Source organism: Shewanella baltica, from assembly GCF_900456975.1.
GTDB lineage: Bacteria > Pseudomonadota > Gammaproteobacteria > Enterobacterales > Shewanellaceae > Shewanella > Shewanella baltica.
Map to the genome: position 1 here is coordinate 2,985,422 of NZ_UGYM01000002.1, position 25,504 is coordinate 3,010,925.

The following is a 25,504-nucleotide window of genomic DNA, read 5'->3' on the forward strand; positions in this document are numbered from 1 at the left end:
CACCCTATCCGTCGTATTCAGGCCTTAAATCATGTTCTACCCAAAGTGAGTAACCCGCGCCTATGGCGCATATAACCCGAGCCATGTCAGCCGATTTAACGCTAAATTACGGCAAATCCTTAGCATTAACCGATTTGCCCTAAACAGTCGCAACGGACTGCGCGGCCACTATCAACAAGACCAACAACACGAGATATACCCATGAAGATCAAAAAAGCCCTCATGCTCTTGGGTCTGTTAGCTGTCAGCCCAGCGACATTAGCTGCAACCGGAGTTGCCTTTATCCACGGTACGGGTCACCAGACCAATGCCTTAGCCGATTACTGGACGCCCGAATTTGTTAACTCAGTACGTCAAGGCATCCCGGTGCCAAACAATTACACAGTGATCAACTGCGACTTTGACCAATATATGTGGGAAGACAGCGCCGCAGGTTGTCTGGCGACCCAACTCAATAGCTTTATCCAAGCCAAAAATATCGACGACTTAATTCTGCTGACCCACTCCAATGGTGGAAACGTAGTGCGATGGATTTTATCTAACCCCACGTGGGACAGCCGTTATCCTGCGGTGATCAACGCCACCTCAAAGGTTATCGCCCTCGCCCCATCCAGTGCTGGTACGCCGCTGGCCGATGCGGTGAACCAAGGTAATGTATTCGAAACCAGCTTGGGCTGGCTCTTAGGATATGGCAGCAATGCGGTGAAACAACAGCAAGTGGGTTGGATGGCAAACTACAACAACACTATGCTCTACGGCACTGCGGGTCGCCCATCGCTGGGTAAACCCTTCGAAGTCGTGGTGGGCTCAGATGTTGATTCCGCCATTTGGGACAGCGACAGTTACTGCGCGGGTTACCAATACCAAGTCGCGCTCGAAACCACTCAAAACTGGCTCGATAGCTGCTCCGACGGCTTCTTAAATTGCAGCTCGCAAAAGGCAGCTGGCACAGTCTGGTTTATCGATAAACAAAAGACCCGTGGCCAAGAACCCCTAAGCCATCAGCAGAGCCGCCGTGCGTGTTTCAATTTAGACACGTTGATCCGCAACCACATTTAAGGAGCACTAAGATGCACACACTCAGCAAACTTGCCAGTGTCTTGGCGCTAAGCGGACTGCTCGCAGCCTGCCAAGATGAAGCCACACCCATAGATCCCAAAACCAATGCCAGCCCTATGTACGCCAAAGGGTTAACCCTAGCCGCGCCGAGCAATACCGATCTTGTCGATAGCAATATTGCCAGTCCAACACTGGCGCCCATTAACACCAGTACGGATTACATTAGCTTTATCACCCCTTTGTATGGCGAGTATCAGGCAAGGGCGCCGCAGCTTGAACAAGCCAGCGAAAGTGACGAGTATTGGGTCAATGTAACCGGCGCGCAGCTTAATGCGGGCGTGGGCCTCACCATGAGCCAAGCGTCGAGCCTAGTGCGCATTGCGCCTCGGGGCGATACCAGTTCTGGCGCCTTAATGCATGCAGAGGCTATCGCCCCTGAGCGCGTACAAATTCAGCGCGTTAGCCCTAATCAGTCACCCCAAGGCAAAGCGGCCAAAAGCAGCGGGATAAACACCAATGAGTCATTGGTCAAATCGATGGCCAACGCCGATGCCCTTGCTAGCGCAGGATTAACCGATGATTCCAGCGCACTGCAAATGTCAGCGAAAGCCACACCGGGCCAATATCGCCTGCAGGTCAGTCAGCCGTTAACGCCAAGCGCCAACTACTTAGTCAATGTGAAGGAAAAAGGCTCACCCTATCAACTGAGTGTCAAAGCCTCCTCCGCTATCGCGGCTGATGCGCAAACCCTTGGGCTTGAACTCGCACTCAGCCAAAGTGATAACACCTTCGTGCCGCAGGCAACACTCAAGCAAGCCGATGGCGATATGCGACCACTGACGATGGTAAAACAAGGTGAGACATGGCAAGCGGTGATCCCCGCGGGCGTGGCACTTTCGAGCAGTAATGCGGGTTTCAGTGAAGTTGAAATTACAGTGCAAACCCAAGTCGATGGCCGCCCAGTACAGCGCACGGTCAAATCTGTCTTTAAGTCCTATGTCAATTCGGCGAGCATCAAGCCCGAAGTGCTCACGATTTGGGATAAAGGTTTGCCTAACCAAATCAACTTTGAGTTATTGGTCGCCGAGGCGGGACGTTTTGGCTTAAGTGGCACGTTAACCGGTACCAATGCCGAAGGTCAAAAGGTGGCGATTCTACGTACCCAAGCGGCTAATTGGCTGACCCCTGAGTCGCCAAAGTTAAAGCTGATGTTAGATCCTAAGCTCATCCAAGCCTCGGGTTTACAGCCGCCATTCGAACTCAATGAGTTAGAACTGCAAGATCAAGGTCAAATGGCCAGATTAAGCTATCAAGCCAAAGCATTGATCTTAACCCGCTAACATTAGAGGCTGATGTTAAGGGGCTGATATTAAGGAGCAGATAGAAGACGCGGGCTTTAAATGCCAATGTTAAACCAGAGGCGAGGCTCATCTGCTCAAGTTAACCGGCACAAGCTAACACGACAAAGTTAGCCCGCCCGAGTTTCCTCTCTCATTGAAAAGTGCCCATAGTGGGCACTTTTCCATTGTTGATGTTTTGCTAATAAACAACCAAAAGCCGCCGCGTTATTTAACATGCTGCGTAAAGCACAAACTGTTGACAGAAAAATGACAAGCCGCAGATGATTCCCCATAGCTGCCATGAATAAAATTTACATTGATTATCAAGGGTTATTCCTTTTAAATAACAAATGTAATAGGCATAATGTCAAGGCTTTGACATCAAACCTTAGGCTGACAACAGCCGAGCATTTACCATAAAAACATAACAAAAATATAACTATAAGAGTGGTAACTAACGGTACGTTTTCCCACAGTACGCTAGCCAATACTCAATAAATGGACATCGTTATGAGTGACAGCACATTTTTCTTTGGTGAATGGCAAATCAATCCCAGCGCCAATAGTCTGCTCCTTGGCAAACAAGTCAAACAACTTGAGCCCAAGGCGATGGATGTGCTGCTGTTTCTCTGTCAACGGGCGGGCGAAGTCGTCAGCAGTGATGAAATAGTCAGCCACTGCTGGCCGGGCGTAGATACTGGCGACAATCCACTACACAAGATTATCAATCAGTTACGTAGAGCATTAGGCGATAGCGCCACCGATCCCACCTATATAGAAACCATACGCAAACGCGGCTATCGCACCTTAGCCGAAGTGCGTTTTCCTATCGGCCACGAAGCCACCGCCAGCCCGCAAAGTTGGCAAGGCGGCTCGCCCTTTCCGGGTCTGCAAGCCTATAACGCTAACTATGCCGAGGTGTTTTTTGGTCGCAGTGAACAAATCAGCACTTTGCTTAATCGTATCAGCCAGCAAATCATCTATGGTCGTGCCTTCTGTCTGGTTTTAGGCCCAAGTGGCAGCGGTAAATCCTCCCTGATAAATGCCGGTGTTGTGCCCAATTTAATGAAGGGAGGCGGCTATAACGGCATTGGTGTCGCGTCATTCAGCAGCTTAGATTTTGCCGATGTGAGTAAAGGGCAACTGTTAACCGATCTTGCCAGCGCTATGCTCGACTGGGAAATCAACGACACGCCAGTATTCGAAGGCATGAGCGCTGAGACACTGGCGGTTCAACTTGTCGAAGATATCCAAGGCGTAATCAACCAGTGCACCCAAGCTCTCAAGGTTCAGCCCTTTACTCAGCCGTTTTTTGCCTTGTTTATCGACCGATTAGAAGTGTTGCTCTCATCACCGCTATTTAGCGACACCGAGCGCACAGTATTTGTTGAACTGCTGGAACAACTCGCCACCTCTAAGGCCGTGATTATCATCAGTGCCTGTCGTAACGATTTTTATCCTTTACTTGTGGGCTACCCAAGCTTAATGGCCGGCAAATCCCGCGGCGCACACTTTGACTTAGCGCCGCCGACACGCACTGAACTGTTGCAAATGATCCGCCTGCCCGCGGTGGCCGCCAACTTAAGCTGGGAAGTTGACAGCGAAACCGCGATGCCGCTCGATGAAATGCTCTGCAGCGACGCCGCCAGTAACCCAGATGCACTGCCCATGTTGCAATACACGCTGCAGGCCTTGTATTTGCAGCGCAGCGCCGATGATAAGTTATTAGTCTCGGTTTATCATGCGCTTGGCGGTATTGAAGGGGCGATTGGTAAAAATGCCGAGCAAGCGATTTCCCATTTAAGCGATGCCGAAAAAGCCAGTCTGCCACGGATTTTATCCCTGCTAGTCACCCTGCGCGAAGATGAAAAGTCCATAACCAGCCGCACCGCCCGCTGGTCACAGCTGCAAAGCACCGCTGAAACCGCCCTAGTGCAAGCTATGGTTGATAGCCGCTTATTCGTGTCGCATCTGCAAAATGGTGAACCCTGTTTTAGCATCGCCCACGAAGCCCTGCTGCGCCGTTGGCCACGGGCGACGGCGTGGATTAGCGAACATAGCGACAGCTTGAGTATTAAGAGTCGCCTACAGCATCTTTCAACACGCTGGCTCAGCGAAGCCAAACACAGCGCCTATCTACTCGCTGAAGGTAAACCTTTAAAAGAAGCCCAAAGCCTCAGCCAAAATCCGTTATTCGATTTAGACGATCCCGAAACCGCCTTTATCACAGCCTCCACCAAACGCGCCAATATGCTGCGCTGGACGAGGCGCTTAACCGTCACCCTATTATGCGTCCTCACCCTCACTTCCATTATCATGAGTGTCCGCAGCATAGAAGCTGAAAAACTCGCCCTGCAAAAACGCCTCGCCGCCGAAGATTTGCTCGGTTTCATGGTGGGCGACTTCGCCGACAAGATGCGCGGCATCGGCCGAATGGACTTACTCGACGGGATCAGCAATAAAGCACTGGAATATTTCAGTGATTTTTCCAATGACAACGGTGATCAACATCTGAGCCTTGAAGCTCGCCTACAACATGGACAAACACTAGAGGCAATGGGTGAAGTCGCGTATTCACGCGATAAGCTAGATGAGGCCAAGACAGCGCTTCTCGCCGCTCAAACTAAGCTAACCAATCTCTATACTGAGCAACCGACAAACCTAGAGTTATTAAAAACCTTAGGCGCAAATGCATTTTGGCTTGGGCAGATAAAATACGATATGAGTGATTGGGAAAGCGCTAAGCCCTACTTTGAGCAGTATCTAAGTTATAGCCAGGTCATGTATAAGCTAGCTTCCGACGATAAAAATGCTCTCATGGAACTATCCTACGCTAACAATACGCTAGGTTCACTAGCAATGAAGCAACAGCAATTTGATAAAGCTACAAGCTACTTCGATGAGTCACTCAGACTAAAATTATTAGCTCTGACTCAGGATCCTAACAATAAGCAACTGCAGGCAGATATAGCAGATACTCGTTCTTGGCTTGCACGAACGTGGCGTTCTAGAGGTCAACTAAACTCTGCTATATCTATACATAATCAGCTTCAAACAGAGTTGAAGTCTATTACAAAAACAAATAATACGGATGGCTATCTACTTGATCGATATGCCAGCAGTTTGAGGACCAGCTCTACTTTGTTTGAATACCAAGGCTCAATGCTTGAAGCATTCAATAACGCCTTGCAGGGTGAAAAACTGATGCAACAAGCAGTAATATTAGATCCTAAAAATACCGCTTGGAAAACCCAGCTTTATTATCTCAAATTCCAATTAATGTCACTTAACGCAACACTCAAAGATCCACGAAGTTATTATACACCTGAATATTTGCGAGCTGAGCTTGAACAAGAGAATAAGGCTTTCATTAACAGCCGACGCTATAGTGCACTCAAAGCAATATTCCTCAAAAATTCGGCACAGTACTATTTTATAATGGGAAAAAATCAACAATGCAAAGAATCACTTGAGGAGGCCTCACTCATATTAAATGAAATAATAAAAGACGCACCCGATGATTTTAAGTATCTTGCCAGCTTTGCTGAAGTTGAGCTACTTAGCGCCAAATTATCTAAACAACGACAAGATATGCCTGCAGTTCAAAAATCCTGCATTCAAGTCAAAGAAATGCTAGAACCGATCCAACAAAAAGATAGAGATCCTCAGTACCTACAACCCTACGCTAAAGCGCTAGATTGCCTCGGAACATTGGAGAAAAATCAAACGCTGCTAAGTAGTTTAAAGACTATGGGGATAACCAACTTCAATTTTTAACCTGATTTATAAGTAATAAGTATCTTTGTTATCGTAAATAAAAATAACTGAAAGTCGTAATAATTAAACACAAACATAAGGAAAAGTTTATGAGCCAATTTCAGGCAACCCGAGATCCTTTGATTAATCTTTCTATACAAATTAATGACGGTCAAGCTGTATTTAGTTATTCCAAAGATGGCGAGCCCTGCCATGGAAATGTCGAGGTTTATAAAGCAGAAGCTATCCGCTACCAATTAATCGATACCCCTGACTTAGTTCAGTTTGTTGGTGTTGGTTTTCTAAATCCTTTTAATGGCAACATAAATAGTGTGTTGATTGAAGAGGGGGGAAGAGTAGTAACCATTAATGATTTGCATAAAACAGCTGGAATTATCAAATTCCAATTAATTCTAAAATATGCTGATCACTCTGTATGGCTTATAAGTCCAGATCCACAAATTATTGACCGAGAAGATTAGATCTTTCTGAAATACTGGGAAAAGCGGGGACCGCCATATCTTTTCGAGATAAGTGCCTCCTGAAATGAGCTCTAAATGCTCTGTCGCTGCAAAAAGCGGGGACAGCCATGTCTTTTTGTGCTTTGTCCCCTCTTCTACTAGTCTTTAGATTATCTTAAAAAGCGGGGACAGCCATATCTTTTCGAGATAAGAGCCTCCTGAAATGAGCTATAAATGCTCTGCTCTACGGCAGAGCATTTCTCACAAGACATCAAAAAGCGGGACAGCCATGTCTTTTCGAGATAAGTGCCTCCTGAAATGAGTTATAAATGCTCTGCTGCTACGGCAGAGGAAAAAAAAAAGCGGGGACAAAAGCGGGGACAGCCATGCCTTTTTGTGCTTTGTCCCCTCTTCTACTAGTCTTTAGATTATCTTCACCTTGTCTGTTTGGAGCGAGTCATGACCTCGGCCAGAAGAATGCTTATCGATGCCAATACAACGCCCTTCTATCATGTGATAAATCGCTGTGTCAGAAGGGCTTTTCTGTGCGGTGAAGATAAACTCACAGGCCGCAGTTATGAACATAGACGTGGCTGGATTGTCGATAAAATCAAAGCATTATCTGCTATCTTTTGTATCGACATTTGCGCCTATGCAGTGATGAACAACCATTACCATTTAGTACTTAAAATTGATGTTGAGGAAGCAAAAACCTTAAGCCCAAAAGAGGTTATCAGCCGGTGGTGTCAAATAACTAAAGGCCATACTGTCGCAACTAAGTATATGAATGGTGAAGCCTTAATTGACGGTGAACGCATGCTGCTCGATGGGTTAATTACCGAATGGCATGAACGTTTATCCAGCATATCTTGGTTTATGCGCTGCCTGAACGAAGAAATTGCCCGTAAAGCGAATCGTGAAGATGAGTGTAAAGGCGCGTTCTGGGAAGGCCGTTTCAAATCCCAAGCTTTGCTAGATGAGCAAGCCTTACTAGCCTGCATGATGTACGTGGATTTAAACCCTATTCGAGCAGGGATTGCCGACTCTTTACAATCTTCTGATTTCACCTCGATTCAAGAAAGAATTAGTGCACTCAAGCAGGTAAATAACATCATAATCTCACCGCAAGCACCAGTCCAATCCGCAAAAAATAAGCCTCAAACGATAAACAAATCTCTCGCCAAGTTCGATGCGGCGACACACTCTAGTCAACAAACGGGCATCCCTTTTCATTTTGCGGATTATCTGGAACTTATCGATTGGACTGGCCGCGCCATTCGCCATGATAAAAAAGGCTTTATCGATAATCAGCGACCAAAACTGCTCAATGAGTTAGGGATTGCATCAGATGCTTGGCTCAGCTCTGCTAAAGATTTTCGCCGCCAGTACAGTGGCATCAGTGGTCGTTGGGATGCGATGTGCGCTTTTAAACTTCAGCAAGGTGGTAAATGGTGTAGAGGAAAATCGAGTAGCGAAGCTCTGCATCCAAATCAACCTTTAGGGTGAACGAACCGTTTCCTACTGTTTATCTGCGGTTAAATTTCGACACTAACATCCTTTGCGCTTGCCGCTTAATAGCCAAAAATCCACTCATGAGTGCCACTTTTCAACTTAGCCATGCCCCAAAACCTCGCACGTTCCAGCTAAACCTGAGAATTTATCGTGAGAAGAGTAAATTTAAAACCTTTATAAACAATAGATTAAATCGGAAGGTAAGCAGAAGGTATCTTTTCTTTGCAGAGAATAAAGTCATCATCAGAAAAGCGCTTAGCGCAGATGACATTAGGTTCACGGAGAATGATAACAATGACAAGCTCACCTAAACAGACTCGCTCACAACATCCATTATCACTTGTGGGTGAAGACAATGGCTTACAGTGTACTGCGCAGCAAGGCTTGGTCGAGCCCGCATTGCCGTTAACCTTCTTCGAACATGGCTCGATTGAAACGATTCAACAGTTTATTCAGCATCTGACCGAGCCGGTGATTATCGTCAATGCCCAAGGTTACATTTACTTTAGCAATAGCAAAGGTGCTGACTTACTGACATGCCCGCAGGCCAGTTTGAAGGGACAAGATTGGCGCAACTTTTTGACCGAGCACCATCAAGCTCGCTACGACAATCTGCTGAGCAATGATATTAAACTAGGCAAAAACTGCGGCATTCCAGTGCAGCACTGCGCCGAAGAAATCACCCTCATTACCGCCTCAGGCAAAGCAAAAGATGTCGAGCTCTCCATTTCCTACATCCCCAGCCATGAACCTCTGTTCGTGATGATGATGCACGATTTAACGCAGCACAAAGCGGAGAATCAAAAGCTACGTAAATTGGCCGCCACAGATTCACTGACTGGGCTGGCGAACCGCCGATACTTCGACGAAATGCTGCATCACTATTGGGAAGAATGCACGGGTAAGCTGCGCCCTATCAGCGTGGTGATTATCGATGTGGATTATTTCAAAGTGTTCAACGACCAATTCGGCCATATCCAAGGCGACGAATGCCTACGTAAGATTGCCAAAGTGATTGCTGACATAGTGCCAATAGACATTGGCCTGGCAGCGCGTTACGGCGGCGAAGAATTCGCGCTAATTCTACCAAGCCACAATGCCAAAATGGCACTGACGATTGCCCAAAAAGTGCAGCAAGGGATTAATGACCTGCGCTTTACTGAGCAAGGCCTGCGCGACTATGTCTCTGTGAGCGCGAGCCAAGGGATTGCGAGTGAAATCAATGGCCAATTCCGTACCTCACTCGCCATGCTGTGCGCCGCCGATACCGCATTGTATCGCGCCAAAGCCGATGGCCGTGACAGGATCAATACGTCGCTTTAATCCCCATTAATTGGCGACTTATTTAACCAAAACTGATTTACCCGCGACTTAGTTACCCGCGATGGATTAACCACGGGATGAATTACCCCAGTTGCGCTTTAGCGCACTGAGGTAAAACACGCAAAGCACACGAAAGGACGCACGAATATGAATAAGCTTGAGGCATCAAGAAATATACGGGCAGTGATTGAAAAAAGCTTACCCGTGAGCACGTCACCCCTTGCCATATTTACTTACCAGTGTTGGGTAAAAACCAGCGCAGGTGGGCGTGTGTTCCATTATAACACCGATCGAGAAGATACCTATTTCGCGGTGGATATTAATTCACTGGGGCATATTGAATGCGTGATTAATACCACCTTGCTGCGGGTTGAGGCAATTTCAACCTTAGGTGGACTTAACGACAGCCAGTGGCACTTATTGTCTATCTGCCATGAATACCATGAAATCAATTGTTATGTGGATGGTGAAATTACCCATACACAACTCAATAATCTGTCACTGCTTGCTGACAATGAGTTTTTAATTGAAAACGTGTCATTACCCAATCACCGCGACACTCATTTCGATGGTGAAATATTTGGCATAACTTTACTTAATCGATTATTAACCCGAACCGAAATCGTCGACTATTATCGTAATCCGGCGCAACAAAAATCGATTACCGAAAATAACCTTTACATTTATCAGCATCATGATGTATATAATTTTCGTGATGAAAACGTTATCCCACTTCAAAGACAAAAAGTGCTGCTGGTCATATTTAATGATACTGAATATCAATTCATAAAAACCACCGCGGATAGCAACGCCTATAATCAACAACTGCCTAAGATTATTCCGCCCCACGAACGCCGAGCCTATATTATTGAGTGTGACTATAACACTTGGCCTAATTTTAATTATGTCGTTAATTACGCGGTGAGCAATCAAGCGGATATCACCCTCAATATCGAAGTATTTAAATCGCTAACGGCCTATCGCTCGAATATTAAAGTGACTGTCGCAAATGAACTCGAACGGGATTGTTTGATTATGCAATCGACCGAAGAAGAATTAAGTGCGGAAGTGCGGATCAGTGAAAACTTAGTGATCACTCAAGCCAAAAACTTTGTTAATTTCATCAATGAAGTTCGCGCACACATTCCGGCCGACAATATTATTACCGCTGGCCATTATTATAGTGAACAGCAATTCTCAGTCAGCACGGGTAAGCAAATGATAGCCTACCAACAGGCTTGCCAGCTGTTCAACCGCAGGTTACAAAAAAAACCACTGGCGATCATCAAATGCACTTCCACTGAAGAAGTCAAAATCGCCTATAAAGCAGCCATCGATTATAACTTGCCGATCAGTGTGCGCTCGGGTGGAAATGATCACGAAGGTGAAAGCACTGAAACCAATACCATAGTGTTGGATCTGCTGAAGATGGATAGCCTCACTTTAGATCCCATCACAGGTATTGCGGCCATTGGCCCAGGCAATCGCTTTATCAATCTCACCACTGCCCTTGCAAAAAAAGGCGTGATGATCCCCCATGGCACCAGTGGCAACGTTGCATTAGCGGGATTTATTATGGGCGGCGGCTCAGGACCTTGGACCCGCAAATACGGCATGTGCTGCGAATCCCTATTACAGGCAGAAATTGTCCTTGGCATTGGTGAAACCCAAGTCGTCTCGGTTGCCAATAAACCAGAGTTACTTTGGGCGCTCAAGGGTGGCGGCGGATTAAGTTATGGCATAGTGACCCGATTTTTTGTGCAAACCTTTCCACTACCGCCTTGCCTGCTCAAGTTTGAATTAGAGTGGAATTGCTATGACAAACAAACCCAAGAACTCATTGAGCACACCCCAACCAAAGACATTTTACAGCGCTGGGAAGCCATCATTAATGCCGACAGCACAGGCTGTTTGATTGGTACCAATCTCAAGATAAATGCCAAACATTTACCCGCAGAACAACACAAAACGACTGACATAGACACTGAGTCGATTAAGCATAACTGCTTGATGTATGGCTTTTGGGAAGGCAATTCCGCCAGTCTGAATCACTTTATCCAGACACAATTTAATGAGTTTGACCTAGTGCCCAATGATATACGCATCGAGGGGATGGGCGGACTCACCAAAGCCTACGGTGAAAACTTAATGGCCAATTGGGAAAGGGAATCTTTTCATCATCTGCAAGCGGACTTGCAAGGCATAAACCGCTCACCGACGCCACCCGATTTGGATGAGCCCGCGCCCCATAAAGTCACCTCGCGCTTAGTCAATCAAACGGGACTGAGGGACGGTTATAAGCCACTGCTCGAAAGCTTAACCTCTCGCTATGTGCTTGAAGGTAATCGCCAATTGGGGCTATTTACCTATGTCACCCTTGGCGCCATTGCGGGTGATTATTATCGCACTATGGGTGAAGATCAAAAGAGTCGCAGCGCCTTCCCCTACAAGGACAGACAATACACGATTCAATATCAAACTTGGTGGAATAACGCGCTGCAAGAGAAACAACAATTGCAGGATAGCCAAGTGTTTACCCGCATCAATCGTGCACTCGATTGGATTGATGCCAGCCGAAATTATGACATCCCCAACACCTCGGGCGCCTATATCAGCTTCAAAGATAAAGCCATCCCCACTGATGTGTACTTCGACCATAACTACGCCGCGTTAAAACGGATTAAGGCGGCCTACAGCCAAGATAGCTTTAACCATTTCCGCTCACGTAAAAGCATTATTTAGTTAATATATCGGCATAGCCTAGGGTGAGTTTTTAAGGCAAAATCGACGCCGTCCACAGGACGGTGTCGCCCCTTAACTCTCTGTTCACTCTGTTGTAGGTTATCTATGCCAAGCTCAGCTTTAGCTATCATTTTTGCCCTATTGGCGGCCATTCTTATGGGCACAATCGGTGTATTAGCGCGCTTTGCCGCCCTGCCCGCCGAGCACATTACCTTCTACCGCTTACTGCTCGGTGCCCTATTTCTATTGGCTTATATGCTATTCACTGGCAAAGGCCATCAGATTCGCCATAGACCGAGTAAACGCAACTTATACCCAAACAACCTCAAGATGCAGGATTCAGCGGAAATTTAACGCACTTTAGGCAAGGCGGTTATTTGCGGACCTAGTGGACTAAGTTAAAAATAACCAACACAGCATAAAGTGCGTTAAAACCCGCCGGGACGGAGCGCCTAGGGCACTCCACTTCCGTGTTGCATCAATTCAAAAGGTAGCCGACATTCTGTCATTGATGCGCCTTGAATTGAAGCACCCTAGGCGCTCTGAAACTCGTATCTTGAGGTTGCTTGGGTATATAATGGCGCTATGCTCGCGGGTTTTATGGCGTTTTATATTGAAGCCATTCAGTACACCCAAATGGCCAATGTGATCATGATCATTTACTTAGCCCCAGTGGTGTCGGCTATTTTCGCCCATTATTTCTTTGCCGAGAAACTCACCCGCTTAAGCATGGCAAGCGTGGTAGTCGCGCTGATGGGCTTTATGTTAATGATCCCTACAGGACCGCAGCAAGCGAGCAATCACACTGAATTATTAGGCTATTTTTATGCTTTACTCGCCCTTTTAACCTACTGCGGATTTATGTTAATCAACCGAAAACCGAGTCTGAGTTCACCCTACCAGAGCACTTTAGTCCAGCTTTGTGTCGGCGCTTTATGCCTGCTGCCCTTAGTGATAAATGCACCGCTGACGCCAAGTTTGCCGCAAATTGTTTGGTTGATCGCGATTGGATTCTTCCCCGGATTTTTAGCGATATTACTGGCGGTAAAAGCCCTGCGCCAATTGCCAGCAGTCACCTTTGGCACCCTCGCCTATGTGGAACCGGTTATCGTAGTGACGCTGGCATGGTGGATATTTGGTGAAAGCTTGAGCCCAATGCAATTAAGCGGTGTCGGCTTGATTATTCTGGCCGGCATTAGCCAAGGCTTTATAAGTCAGCGCAAAGTGCAGGTTGCGAGCGAGTAACCCACAAGACTGTCGCCGACACGACTTTAAACAACAGAACTTTAACAAACAGAAGCCAAGTTGCTGAAATAATATGAAGAAAATAGTGTAAGCTCGACAGAGGATTGATTGAACATTTAACTTAAGATGTGCAACTAAGATTTGGGATCAGGAGGTCAAATTGAGAAAGCTACTGTTAGTCATCAGTATATTTTTGCTCAGCGGTTGTTTAGGCATGCCTAAATTGGTTCAACCCGTTAATGATTTTGAGCTGAATAAATACTTAGGTAAATGGTACGAAATTGCGCGCTTAGATCATTCATTTGAAAGGGGGTTAAGCCAAGTTAGCGCAGAATACAGCCTGAAAGACGATGGCGGTGTGATGGTCATTAACCGTGGATTCTCAGCGGCTAAAAACGAATGGAAAGAAGCCGAAGGTAAGGCCTATTTTGTCAATGGGGACTCAGAAGGCTATTTGAAAGTCTCCTTCTTTGGGCCATTTTATGGATCGTATGTGGTCTTCGAATTAGATCATGAAAACTACCAATACGCTTTTATATCAGGGCCCGACACGGGTTATTTGTGGCTACTGGCTAAAACCCCGACTGTGCCAACCGAGGTACTGCAAAAGTTTGTTGAAATGTCTAAAGCCCGCGGTTTTGATACCGACAGTTTGATTTATGTGCAGCAAGAGTCAGTGCAATAACGAGCGTCGCTAATGCGCTAGAATCAAGTGCATAAAAAACTAATCGCTAGATAATAGACAGATAACAGATACAAAAACGCCGCAATGCATTGCGGCGTTTTTATTGATGCTGAATTTAGATGCATGCATTTACACATGCAGCTAAATAGCGAATAACCTTAGACTTCGATGCCTTTGCTGGCAAGGAACTCATCGTAAGTGCCTCTGAAGTCATTCACACCTGTGTGAGTCACTTCGAGGATACGGTTAGCTAGCGACGATACGAATGCACGGTCATGACTCACGAAAATCAAGGTGCCTTCGTACATTTCCAGCGCGTTGTTCAATGATTCGATCGATTCCATATCCATGTGGTTGGTCGGTTCGTCGAGCACTAAAATGTTAGCTTTTTGCATGATGAGCTTGCCGAATAACATACGACCTTTCTCACCACCAGACAGCACTTTGACTGACTTTTTGATGTCGTCAGAACCAAACAACATACGGCCTAAGATGCCACGTACCGATTGGTCGTCATCTTCTGGTTTGCGCCATTGGCTCATCCACTCGAACAAGGTCATTTCGTTCGCGAAATCAGACTCATGGTCCTGTGCATAGTAACCAATGTTGGCGTTTTCAGACCATTGGATAGTACCTGCATCCTGCGGGATATCGTGGATCAGAGTACGTAACAGGGTCGTTTTACCGACGCCGTTTTCACCCAGTACCGCAATGCGCTCGCCCACTTCAACAATCAAGTTTAAGTCTTCAAATAGCGGCGTGTCGTAACCTTTAGTCAGATTTTCAATCACTAAGGCATTACGGAACAGTTTCTTCTCTTGCTCGAAACGAATGAAGGGGTTCACACGGCTAGAGGCTTTTACTTCGTCTAACTTAATCTTGTCGATTTGACGGGCACGTGATGTGGCTTGTTTCGCCTTAGAAGCGTTAGCCGAGAAGCGTGCTACGAAGGTTTGCAGCTCAGAGATCTGGGCTTTTTTCTTCGCATTATCAGACAATAAACGCTCGCGAGCTTGAGTAGCCGCTTGCATATATTCGTCGTAGTTACCTGGGTAAACGCGCAATTCGCCATAGTCTAAGTCAGCCATGTGCGTACAGACAGAGTTTAAGAAATATCTATCATGCGAAATGATAACCATAGTACTGCTACGTTGGTTCAACATGTCTTGTAACCAACGGATTGTGTCGATGTCCAAGTTGTTGGTAGGTTCGTCGAGCAGCAGCACGTCAGGATCAGAGAACAGGGCTTGCGCTAACAGTACACGCAGTTTTAAACCCGGTGCGATTTCAGACATCAAACCAAAATGGCTGTCGATACCGATACCTACACCTAACAGCAATTCACCAGCGCGAGATTCGGCGGTATAACCGTCCATCTCAGCAAAATCCATCTCTAGGTTGGCAACGGTAATGCCGTCTTCTTCACTCATTTCAGGTAAAGAATAAATACGGTCACGCTCTTGCTTTACCTTCCACAGTTCGCGGTGGCCCATGATCACTGTGTCGATCAGGTTGAATTCTTCATAACCGAACTGGTTCTGGCTTAGTTTACCCAGACGCTCATTCACATCTAACGAGACGTTACCGCCGCTAGGATCTAGATCACCACACAGGATCTTCATGAAGGTCGATTTACCACAGCCATTTGCGCCGATAAGACCGTAACGGTTACCACCGCCAAATTTAACTGAGATGTTTTCAAACAGTGGCTTAGCGCCGAACTGCATGGTGATATTTGCTGTTGTGATCAAAATGAACTTCCAAATCGAGTAATGTTGGCCGAGCCAGCTGGCGCCGCTTTAAATAAGCATAAACCAAATAACGCTATGCCGAAGGGGTAAAAATAAACGTGGCACTATAGCAGTTTGGGCTAAATTATCAACTACCAAGGCTGATCAAAAGCCAGAGGGAATGCCGAAATCGCCGCACAATGCCTGCGTGAGAAGCGTAATTAATTTTACCCTATTGGCTTAGCTTTCAATGTATTCGAGCAGAATGACAATCTGATGACCTTTAGCGTCGCAAAGCTTGCCGACGCTAAAGGCTTATGTAGACATAGCCCTAAGCTAACTCAACATACAAATTCAACATTTTGAGTTTGCTTAGGTATCGACAGCTTATAACTTCTGCCGTCTTAAGCGGTTGGCGTTCGTCACTACAGTGAGTGAAGACAAGGCCATGGCGGCACCTGCGATCACTGGGCTTAATAACATGCCCGTGAGTGGATAAAGCACGCCAGCCGCAACCGGTATGCCTAAGCTGTTATACACAAAGGCGCCAAACAGATTCTGCTTAATATTGGTAATCGTCGCCCGCGACAATGCCAATAAGTTAGCAATCACTATCAACTGCTGCGACAGTAAAGTGATATCCGCACTTTCAATCGCCACCTCAGTGCCGGAACCCATCGCAATCCCCACATCGGCGCTCATCAGAGCTGGCGCATCATTAATGCCATCCCCTACCATAGCCACCACATGCCCTTGCTTTTGCAAATCCAGCACATGCTGTTGTTTTTGCTCGGGGAGTACGCCGGCAATCACTTCAGTGATGCCCACTTGGTCGGCTACCGCCTGCGCCGTTTGTGGGTTATCCCCCGTTAACAGCACGACGCGAATACCCCTTTGCAGCATGGCCGCGATGGCGTCTTTAGCATCGGGTTTAATCGGATCGGCCAGCGCGATAGTGGCCACTAACTTGCCCGCTTTGGCGACATAAATCGGAGTTTTACCTTGGTTTGCAAAGCTTAATGTCGCTTTTGGATCTAAGGCACTACCATCGGAATTAACAATATCCAATGCCGTCATCAAGGCGAGATTACCAATCGCCAGCGATACGCCATCGACCTTGCCCTCAATCCCCTTACCTTGATGGTTCGTAAATGCCTGTGTGTCGGGCAATTGCGACAGGGATTGCTTGGCATAACTAACAATCGCCCCCGCTAACGGATGCTCAGAGTGCTGCTCAAGACTCGCAATTTCACCCAGCAAAGTTTCTTTGTCAGCATCGTTCAGCGTTTGCACTAAATTAAAATCAGTGACTTGCGGCTTGCCTAAGGTGACAGTGCCGGTTTTATCCAGCACCACACAGTCGACTTTACTGGCGGTTTGCAAGGCCTCGCCATTTTTGACTAACACGCCCATTTGGGCGGCGCGGCCAACGGCCACCATGATAGACATAGGTGTCGCCAGCCCCAGCGCACAGGGGCACGCTATGATGAGCACGCTCGTCAGCACCACTAACGCATGGCTTAAGGCGGGTGCTGGCCCCACAAAATACCAAATTGCCGCAGCCAACAGCGCTATCGCCACCACAGTCGGGACAAATACCGCTGAGATTCTGTCAGCCAATCGACCTATGGGTAATTTCGAGGTTTGCGCTTGCTGCACCAGTGCGATGATTTTGGCGAGCTTGGTATCTTCTTGTCCCGCCGTCACTCGGTAAACCAAACTGCCGTTGCCATTAACTGTGCCCGCACTCACACTGTCGCCGCGATTTTTAAGCACGGGAATGGGTTCACCTGTGAGCATGGCTTCATCTAATAGGGATTGCCCCGTTTCGACCTCACCATCGAGGGCAACTCGGTCACCGGGGCGCAAACGCAGCTTATCGCCCAGTTTCAGCTGACTTATCTCAACCTTTTCATCGCCCTTATCTGTGATCCGAATCGCAGTGGTGGATTGCAATCCAAGTAATCGCTGCACCGCTTCACTGGTTTTGCCGCGCGCTTTAAGTTCCAGTCCGTGACCTAAGTTAATCAAACCTAGAATCATCACACTCGCCTCAAAGTACACATGGCGGGTATCCATAGGGAATGCGCTCGGCATAATGACCACCAGCATGGAATAAGCCCATGCCGTACTGGTGCCCAGCACAATCAGCGTATCCATGTTAGTGGTTTTGGCTTTCAGCGCCCGCCACATGCCTTGGTAGAAATGTCCGCCCGTGGTGACAAGCAAGGCCAAGGTGACCAGTCCCATAATGCCCCAGCCAAGCTGCATCGCTGGACTGTTGATCATCATCTCGCCGCCCAATAATCCCCACAGCATCATAGGCACGCCCACAACAAGCGCCGCTATGGCTTGGCGCATCCGCAGCCGATACTCAGTGGCATCTTCTAGGCGTTTTTCTTCGGCGGCGACTTTCGCATCCACCACCACCTGCGCCGGATAACCTGCATTTTCCATCACAGTTAAGGCAGTATCGGCGCTCATCTTACCTTCTACCGTCACTTGTTTATCGGCGAGATTAACACGCGCTTCGACGCCCGCTTGGGCGGCAAACGCCTTTTCAATTTTCGCGACGCAGCCAGCGCAATTCATATTGGCGACATAGAGTCTGGTCATAGACATGGGAGATCCCTCACTTGATGTTTTACACTATAGGTCTAAGATAAAGTCTCCCATTGCGGGAGAGTCAAGGATGAATTTGCTCAATGTGATCACATCGACAATTAATTGCTGGGCGAAAAACCATTCAGTTGCTCAAAGGAGAGGTCAAGATGAAGATAGGTGAAGTGGCGAAACAAACGGGCTTGAGCGTTAAGAGTATCCGTTATTACCATGATATTGGCTTAGTGTGCGGCGAGCGCAATGAGGCGGGTTATCGGGTTTACCGCCATCAAGATATTGAAGCGCTTAAGTTTGTGCATCAATGTCGCGACTTAGGTTTTAGCCTAGAGGATTGCAAATCCTTGCTTGGCCTTAAGGGCAATGAAAGCCGGAATGCCGAAGATGTTAAACAACTTACCCGCACTCACCTTGCCTATGTCGAAGAGCAAATTAATAAGTTGCAACAGCTTAGGGCGCAATTACACCACATGGTGACCCAATGCCAAGGCGGCGATCAGCCACACTGCGCAATTATCGATAGCCTAAGCCATGAGGACCACGAGACTGACGAAGACAAATCCCAAAAAGACCAAAGCCTGCACGATGCAGGCTCTGAGTGTTGTCGCAAAGCCAGTCGCAATAGCGACGGCCAAGAGCAATAACGGTAAATACTGCGTTATTGATTGCGGACTAAGGTCGGCTTTAACGCCGCAGCATTATCCAGCACCAATGTTGCTAGCTTACCCGCAGGGGTGAAGTTAAACACTTGTCCATAAAATGCGAGTTCAGTCTCTAATCCTGCGGCCCTGTGCTCAGGCTTCCAACCGCCGTGTGGCTCATCTTGATAGGCAATATAAGCCGTTGGCACACCTCTGATTTTTAACGCCTCATAAATTTGTCGCGACTGCTGTGGCGGCACAATTTGATCCCGCAAGCCTTGAAAAATTAACAATGGCTCATTCAAGCCTTCAAGATGATACAACGGCGACAACTCCCTATAGCGGGCTTGATTGTTCGCATAGGGACCAATGAGCTGATCTAAATAACCCGTCTCAAACTTATGGGTACTCTTGGCCAGCTGTTCAAAATCACTGATCCCCGCATAACTTACCCCCGCTTGAAACACATCATAAAAAGCCAACGACGACATCACAGTTAACCCACCTGCGCTTACGCCTCGAATCGCCAGTTTTTGTCCATCAACCCAACCTTTATCGACTAAATAACGGGCCGCATTGACCGCATCTTCCACATCAGCTTGGCCCCATTTTCCGTAAATACTCTGACGATAGGCGCGGCCAAAACCACTGCTACCGCGAAAATTAACATCAAGCACCGCAAAGCCGCGGCTGGTCCAAAATTGAATGTCACTGCGATAAGCCAGACTCGCCCGCGCCGTTGGACCGCCGTGCAACATTACTATGAGCGGCGGGCGGGTATCATGGGGCGCAGTATAGTTGGGGTTAACCGGCCCATAAAAATAACCGTAGGCTTGCTGGTTAACGCCGGTTTTAAAGGTAATATTTTTTGCCCGAGAAATATAATTGGGATCAAGCTTTGGCAAGTTAGGCGTATACACCAACTCAGTGCCGCGACCGATGACTTTATAAATACCCTTCTCTGGCGTTGCCTTAGCGCCAACAAAATAAACGGCATCTTCGCCCCTGATCACTTGGGTGATTTCGCCGAAATCGACGGCTAAGGACTCGGTCAAACCCGAATCCAAATGCAGCCGAATTAGCGCCGCCTGACTGCCAAGCATATAGCTGGCAATGATGGTTTTTTCGGATTCGAAGGCGTAGTTGTGATTGCCTAAATACCAATCGGCCACGGCAAACTCGGCTTTTTTGTTCAGCACTGGGGCTAAGGTATTTTGTGCCGTGACTCGATAGATATTCCACCAGTTACTGATATCCGACACGACATATAATTGTCCATCAGGGCTGAATAATGGCTGTGTCACGGAAGAATCCGTAGGCGTGTTTACCTTACGAATATTGTGCAGTTGCCCTTTGCGGTCGAGATCGCCAAGCCAGAGAATACTGTTATCCCATGGCATATAGGGATGTTCCCACGTGATCCACGCCAGTTGGCTGTTATCGGGCGAGATGGCAGGCGAAGAAATAAAGTCATGCCCCGAGACAAAGGTATCGCCTTCGCCGGCAAAGTTAAGATTGATTGTCACAAGGCTCGCCTTGGGCTCACCGGGCTGGCGATGATCCTCGCGCACACAGATAATCCGCGACCCTTTAGGATAAGCGATACAGTCAGCATGACGGGTGCCATTAGGCGTTAACGGCAGTGGAGGTTGATTAGGGGCGAAACGATAAAACAGTTGATCCTGTGCCTTAGTGGCAAACAAACTCTGGCCTATCCCTAAAAAGGCGGCGCCGCCGTATTCATGGACGGCGGATTTAACATTAAAGCTTGGCGGCACGACGTCGGCGATATTGCCCTTTTTATCGAGACGCTTAATCCCTACTTGGCCTTGCTTATCACCATCGGATTCAGAGAAATAAATCGCCCCATCTACGCTTTGTAACTCGGCGACATTATCGGCCTGTTCAAATACATCATTCGCCGATAAGGGAGACAGCCAACTGCCATAGGGCGCAACAATACGCTCACCATTATCACTAAGATGCGGTGTTTCTTTGTTCGAGCGCTCGCAAGCCCCCAAACAAAACAAACTCCCTAGCACCCATAAATATCCATGTAACTTCATTGTTTCTCCCCAATGTTTGCCAACTGCACAAACCGAAACAAAATAGGAACTTGCAGAAATTGGTTATTTTTTAAATTTTTTTAAGAACCAATTTACCACTTGCACTTGCTGTACTTGCGTTAAGCCAAAATAAATACACACCCAAGGTGAGATAAGGAAAAACCACGGGATCACGGCCACAGAGCGACCACTGAAGAGCAGAAAAAAGAACCCGCAATAGATCACAATCAACCCTAGGACACCCACGATTAACATCATGCGTTTAGTGATTTTCTCAAGCCAGAGGGCTTTATCCTGCCAAGACATCCGGATGTTAAGCTCCATTACATGCGACAAACATGTATGTAAAGTTATGTAAAAAAACTGGAGGGCGATTGTTGAAGGTTAACAACTAAATGTCAACTCCAACAGTGAAATCTAAATAAATCCAAAGACTGAGTTCAAAATGCCATTATGTTTCTTTACGCAATAAAAAACCGAGCCTCAGCTCGGTTTTTATGAATATCAATAAGATATCGTCATTACAGACGGATACCACCATCGATTTCGAACACGCGACCATTTACATAGTCGTTCTCAATAATAAAGCGTACGGTGGAAGCTATCTCGTCGGCATGACCAAGGCGTCCTACTGGCACTAGCTTCTCTAAACGCTCCAGCGCCTCAGGTTTCATTGCCGCCGTCATCTCAGTAGCGATAACGCCCGGTGCAACCGCTGCGCTACGGATATTGTAACGTGCTAATTCCTTCGCCCAGCCAACAGACATGGCCGCAACGCCCGCTTTGGAGGCGGCATAGTTCGACTGACCCATGTTGCCCGCTTTCGCTAGGCTAGAGATGTTGACAATCACGCCCGCTTGACCGGATTCAATCATGGCCGCTGCCGCTTCACGACCGCAGAGGAAGCTGCCCGTCAAGTTCACATTGATCACAGATTGGAATTGCTCATAAGACATACGGTCGGTGACTTTGCCGTCTTTGGCTTTGACTAACAGGCCATCACGCAGAATGCCGGCGTTGTTCACTAACACGTTCACTTGGCCAAAATCTTCGAGAATATAGGCAAAACCTGCCACGACGTCTTCTTCGTCGGTAATGTCTAAGGCATAACCTTGAACTTCAGTGTCCGATCCAAGCTCAGCACAGGCTCGCTCGAGTTTTTCTTGGTCCACGTCGATAAGCGCTATCTTAGCACCCGCCTGCGCAAAATTTTGCGCCATTGCCAGACCTAAGCCACCCGCGCCGCCAGTAATGACGACAACCTTATCTTTTAAATCCATCTGGTTATCCCTTGTTAACTATGTCTATTTTTTAAGTTGTGCAAATTGTTCAAAAATACTGGAAAAATCTCGGCGGCCGTTGCCTTGTCTTGCATGATTCACATACAAGCTGCGGGCTAAAGCGCCCATTGGCGTGCTGGAGTTGCTCAATAATGCGGCTTCTTGGGACAGACCGAGATCTTTAACCATCAAATCTACCATAAAGCCGCCCTGATAGCCCTTAGAAGAAGGTACAGTCTCCATCACACCTGGGCATGGATTATACTTTTCGAGGGTCCAGTTACCACCACTGCTAACCTTCATAATGTCGGACAAGACTTTAGGATCGAGACCATGGTCAATGCCCATTTGCAACGCCTCAGAAGTGCCGACCATCAACACAGATAACAGCATGTTATTGCAGATTTTAGCGACTTGTCCCGCACCTGGGCCACCGGCGTGGAATATGTTCACCCCCATTGCTTTAAGCACTGGCTGACCCCGCTCAAAAGCGCTATCGGAACCACCACAAATAAAGGTTAAAGTACCCGCCGCCGCGCCTGCTGTGCCGCCAGAAACCGGTGCATCCATAAACTCTATGCCGCTTTTAGCCGCTTCGGCCGCTACCAATTGCGCGCTTTGCGCATCGATGGTCGAGCAATCGATCAGTAAGGTATCACCCGCAACCACTTCGAGCAGTCCTTTGTCTGTGCCATTGCCTAAATATAAACTTTTCACATGCTTGCCCGCAGGCAGCATAGTGATCACCACATTGGCACCCGCCGCCGCGCCGCAGGCCGTGCTAGAAACAAAAGCCCCTTGCTCGGCAAGGCTGTGCATGGCTTCTGGGACTAAATCAAATACACGAACCGTCATGCCCGCTTTTAATAAATTGGCCGCCATTGGGCCGCCCATATTACCTAAACCGATAAATGCTACTGTACTCATGCTGTCACTCCTGTGTGCTGTTCTTTTTTTAGTGTAGTGATAATGCTAGTCCGTTGATTATGCTGTCGTTATCACAGAGTAAAGCAAGCTTGGCTGAGCCTATACACTCAGCACTATTCAAATCTGTGCTAATCAACTCAACGCTTAGCTCAGTTGGCTAAAGGGATGCGACTCGCCCCAAGGGGAAGTCAATATTTGCTCAAGTACGGCGGTAGGCACTGAGTTCACATCCTTAAAGCGCCACTGGGGTTGTCTGTCTTTATCAATCAAGAGTGCGCGAACCCCTTCGCAGAAATCACCATGGGCACACACGTTAACGCTGGCGGTTAATTCCCATTTAAAACATTCAGCTAGGCTTAACTTAGTGCCTAGTTGTGATTGGATATTAACCAGATGCCAGCTGATAGGACTGCCAGCAAGGAAGGTGTCGCGCGCCTTCATTAACCAAGCATCCTCCGACGCTAACGTCGACATACGGGTGACAATATCCTCTAAACTCCCCGCCATCAGTCGGTCGATATTATCTTGGCTGTCCGCCAATACACTTTCACCCTTAGGGATATCCACTTGATTAGATAACTCGTTGATCATGCTATCTAAGCGTTGATGATTAAGCGCCGGTGTATCGCTCCAATCTAAGGTTGCCATGGCATCGAACATCAGTTCTTTGTCATCACGGTTCAGGTAATGATCCGCAAGGCCCACATAACAGGCATCGGCAGCATTAAGTTGATAGGCAGTGAGCCCTAAAAACAGTCCCATTTTGCCCTGCATGCGATTAAGGAAATAACTGCCGCCCACATCGGGGTACAGGCCAATCGTCACTTCAGGCATAGCAATGCGCGAAGTTTCAGTGACGACTCTGTGGCTTGCGCCCGCCATCAAACCGAGCCCGCCGCCCATCACAATACCGTCGCCCCACACCAACACAGGTTTGCCAAAGGTATGCAGTAGATAATCGAGGCGATATTCCTCTTCGAAGAACACCTTCGCCTCCTCAGTCACTTGTCCCTTCGCGGCAATGGATGCATGGTATAAAGCGCGCACATCCCCCCCTGCACAAAATGCCTTTTCACCGCTGCCATCTAACACGATACAAGCGATAAGCGAGTCTTTCTTCCATAGATTGAGCTGCGCCGTCATAGCACGCACCATGTCTAAATCTAAGGCGTTGAGGGCTTTTTCCACATTGAGTGTCACCACCCCAATCAACTTACCGGACGCGGTGGCTAAGGTTTGAAAAACCACGTTTTGCGTGGTCGTGGCCTGATTTACGTTATCTACTACATTAGTCATTAGCGGTTCTTCCAATCAGCTTTACGTTTGCCCAAAAACGCATTCACGCCTTCGGCCTGATCTTCGGTATCAAATAACCCGACAAATAATTCACGCTCAATCGGCAGCGCTTGGCTACGCGCCATAGTGCGGCCCGCTTGAATGAGTGTCTTGCACGCTGTGACGCTGCTTGGGCTTTGGTTAGCGACTTTGACGGCCAACGCGATTGCCGCATTGAGCGCTTCGCCCGTTTCGACCACTTCTTCAACTAAACGCAGATTTAATGCCTGAGTCGCATCGACGCGCTCACCGCATAAAATCATCCGCTTAGCCCAGCCTTCACCAACTAATGCGGTCAGATTCTGAGTGCCACCTGCGCAAGGTAATAAACCTACGGTCGCTTCAGGCAATGCCATCACAGCTTGAATTTCGGCGATGCGAATATCACAGGCCAGTGCAACTTCTAAGCCGCCGCCCATGGCATAACCGTTAATCGCGGCAATCGATACACCGCGGAATTGACTTAAGGTTTCAAAGGCTTCACCGAAATGCTTTGCCATCGTCGCCGCATTACCTTTGTCGCCGTCACTAAACAGCTTCAAATCGGCGCCGGCAGAGAAGAACTTTTGCCCTTGGCCCGTTAACACTAAGGCATAAATTTCTTTATTCGCGTTCAGCTCAAGCACTTTAGCTTTGAGCACCTTCAAACTCTCGGCGGTCCAAGTATTTGCCGGTGGATTATTCATCGTCAGAATGGCCGTATGGCCTTCGATACGTTCTACTAAATATTCCATCTGTATAGACTCCTTTTATGTTATCGCCAACCGATAAGTCACACTTCTT

Annotated in this window: 18 protein-coding genes and 1 pseudogene; 11 read left to right on the forward strand and 8 right to left on the reverse strand. The window is 47.6% G+C overall.

What is annotated here, in order from left to right:
• The first annotated feature begins 201 nt into the window (after positions 1-201).
• From DYH48_RS13615 to DYH48_RS13670, 10 genes and pseudogenes are all read left to right on the forward strand, one after another.
• Positions 202-1,059 (forward strand): lipase family protein, encoded by an 858-nt coding sequence (locus DYH48_RS13615; RefSeq protein ID WP_115335090.1) that lies wholly within the window; start codon positions 202-204, stop codon positions 1,057-1,059.
• A gap of 11 nt (positions 1,060-1,070) precedes the next feature.
• Entirely contained in the window at positions 1,071-2,399 is a 1,329-nt protein-coding gene (locus tag DYH48_RS13620) for a DUF4785 domain-containing protein (RefSeq protein WP_115335092.1), read from the forward strand.
• A gap of 510 nt (positions 2,400-2,909) precedes the next feature.
• Positions 2,910-6,176, forward strand: coding sequence for an nSTAND1 domain-containing NTPase (locus DYH48_RS13625; protein ID WP_115335094.1), 3,267 nt, complete (start codon positions 2,910-2,912; stop codon positions 6,174-6,176).
• Between the two features lie 89 nt (positions 6,177-6,265).
• The gene (locus DYH48_RS13630) at positions 6,266-6,637 is read left to right on the forward strand and encodes a DP-EP family protein (RefSeq protein ID WP_107402229.1); all 372 of its coding nucleotides are present in this window, start codon (positions 6,266-6,268) and stop codon (positions 6,635-6,637) included.
• Positions 6,638-7,075: 438 nt separating this feature from the next.
• On the forward strand, positions 7,076-8,122 hold the full coding sequence (locus DYH48_RS13635; RefSeq protein ID WP_071939049.1) for a transposase: 1,047 nt from the start codon (positions 7,076-7,078) through the stop codon (positions 8,120-8,122).
• A 300-nt stretch (positions 8,123-8,422) separates the two neighbouring features.
• Positions 8,423-9,451 (forward strand): sensor domain-containing diguanylate cyclase, encoded by a 1,029-nt coding sequence (locus DYH48_RS13645; protein WP_115335097.1) that lies wholly within the window; start codon positions 8,423-8,425, stop codon positions 9,449-9,451.
• A gap of 147 nt (positions 9,452-9,598) precedes the next feature.
• Complete coding sequence (locus DYH48_RS13650; protein WP_115335099.1) at positions 9,599-12,193, forward strand: FAD-binding oxidoreductase; 2,595 nt, start codon at positions 9,599-9,601, stop codon at positions 12,191-12,193.
• A 105-nt stretch (positions 12,194-12,298) separates the two neighbouring features.
• Positions 12,299-12,547, forward strand: a complete 249-nt coding sequence (locus DYH48_RS13655) for an EamA family transporter (protein WP_370452675.1) — start codon at positions 12,299-12,301, stop codon at positions 12,545-12,547.
• Positions 12,548-12,769: 222 nt separating this feature from the next.
• Positions 12,770-13,438 (forward strand): annotated as a pseudogene (locus DYH48_RS13665) (DMT family transporter); the annotation flags it as partial.
• Between the two features lie 160 nt (positions 13,439-13,598).
• Complete coding sequence (locus DYH48_RS13670; protein ID WP_115335100.1) at positions 13,599-14,123, forward strand: lipocalin family protein; 525 nt, start codon at positions 13,599-13,601, stop codon at positions 14,121-14,123.
• Positions 14,124-14,281: 158 nt separating this feature from the next.
• Here DYH48_RS13670 and DYH48_RS13675 read toward each other — a convergent pair whose 3' ends face one another.
• Together DYH48_RS13675 and DYH48_RS13680 are read right to left on the reverse strand one after the other, a co-directional pair.
• Positions 14,282-15,874, reverse strand: coding sequence for an ABC-F family ATPase (locus DYH48_RS13675; RefSeq protein ID WP_012196852.1), 1,593 nt, complete (start codon positions 15,872-15,874; stop codon positions 14,282-14,284).
• Positions 15,875-16,240: 366 nt separating this feature from the next.
• The gene (locus tag DYH48_RS13680; protein WP_115335102.1) at positions 16,241-18,475 is read right to left on the reverse strand and encodes a heavy metal translocating P-type ATPase; all 2,235 of its coding nucleotides are present in this window, start codon (positions 18,473-18,475) and stop codon (positions 16,241-16,243) included.
• Between the two features lie 149 nt (positions 18,476-18,624).
• On the opposite strand from DYH48_RS13680, the gene DYH48_RS13685 reads away from it, so the two are divergent.
• Complete coding sequence (locus DYH48_RS13685) at positions 18,625-19,116, forward strand: MerR family DNA-binding protein (protein ID WP_115335103.1); 492 nt, start codon at positions 18,625-18,627, stop codon at positions 19,114-19,116.
• Positions 19,117-19,130: 14 nt separating this feature from the next.
• On the opposite strand, the gene DYH48_RS13690 is transcribed toward DYH48_RS13685, so the two are convergent.
• The 6 genes from DYH48_RS13690 to DYH48_RS13715 all read right to left on the reverse strand — a co-directional run bounded on the left by DYH48_RS13690 (position 19,131) and on the right by DYH48_RS13715 (position 25,455).
• Positions 19,131-21,179, reverse strand: a complete 2,049-nt coding sequence (locus DYH48_RS13690) for an alpha/beta hydrolase family protein (protein ID WP_115335105.1) — start codon at positions 21,177-21,179, stop codon at positions 19,131-19,133.
• Positions 21,180-21,242: 63 nt separating this feature from the next.
• Positions 21,243-21,485, reverse strand: a complete 243-nt coding sequence (locus tag DYH48_RS13695; RefSeq protein WP_006081033.1) for a hypothetical protein — start codon at positions 21,483-21,485, stop codon at positions 21,243-21,245.
• 215 nt (positions 21,486-21,700) lie between these two features.
• Positions 21,701-22,459: an SDR family oxidoreductase gene (locus DYH48_RS13700; protein WP_006081032.1), complete on the reverse strand. Its 759-nt coding sequence runs from the start codon at positions 22,457-22,459 to the stop codon at positions 21,701-21,703.
• Positions 22,460-22,483: 24 nt separating this feature from the next.
• Complete coding sequence (mmsB, locus tag DYH48_RS13705; RefSeq protein ID WP_006085281.1) at positions 22,484-23,386, reverse strand: 3-hydroxyisobutyrate dehydrogenase; 903 nt, start codon at positions 23,384-23,386, stop codon at positions 22,484-22,486.
• A gap of 144 nt (positions 23,387-23,530) precedes the next feature.
• Positions 23,531-24,682 (reverse strand): enoyl-CoA hydratase/isomerase family protein, encoded by a 1,152-nt coding sequence (locus DYH48_RS13710; protein WP_115335107.1) that lies wholly within the window; start codon positions 24,680-24,682, stop codon positions 23,531-23,533.
• The gene (locus DYH48_RS13715; RefSeq protein WP_115335108.1) at positions 24,682-25,455 is read right to left on the reverse strand and encodes an enoyl-CoA hydratase; all 774 of its coding nucleotides are present in this window, start codon (positions 25,453-25,455) and stop codon (positions 24,682-24,684) included. The genes DYH48_RS13710 and DYH48_RS13715 overlap by 1 nt, the downstream gene beginning before the upstream one ends.
• Between the last annotated feature and the right edge of the window lie 49 nt (positions 25,456-25,504).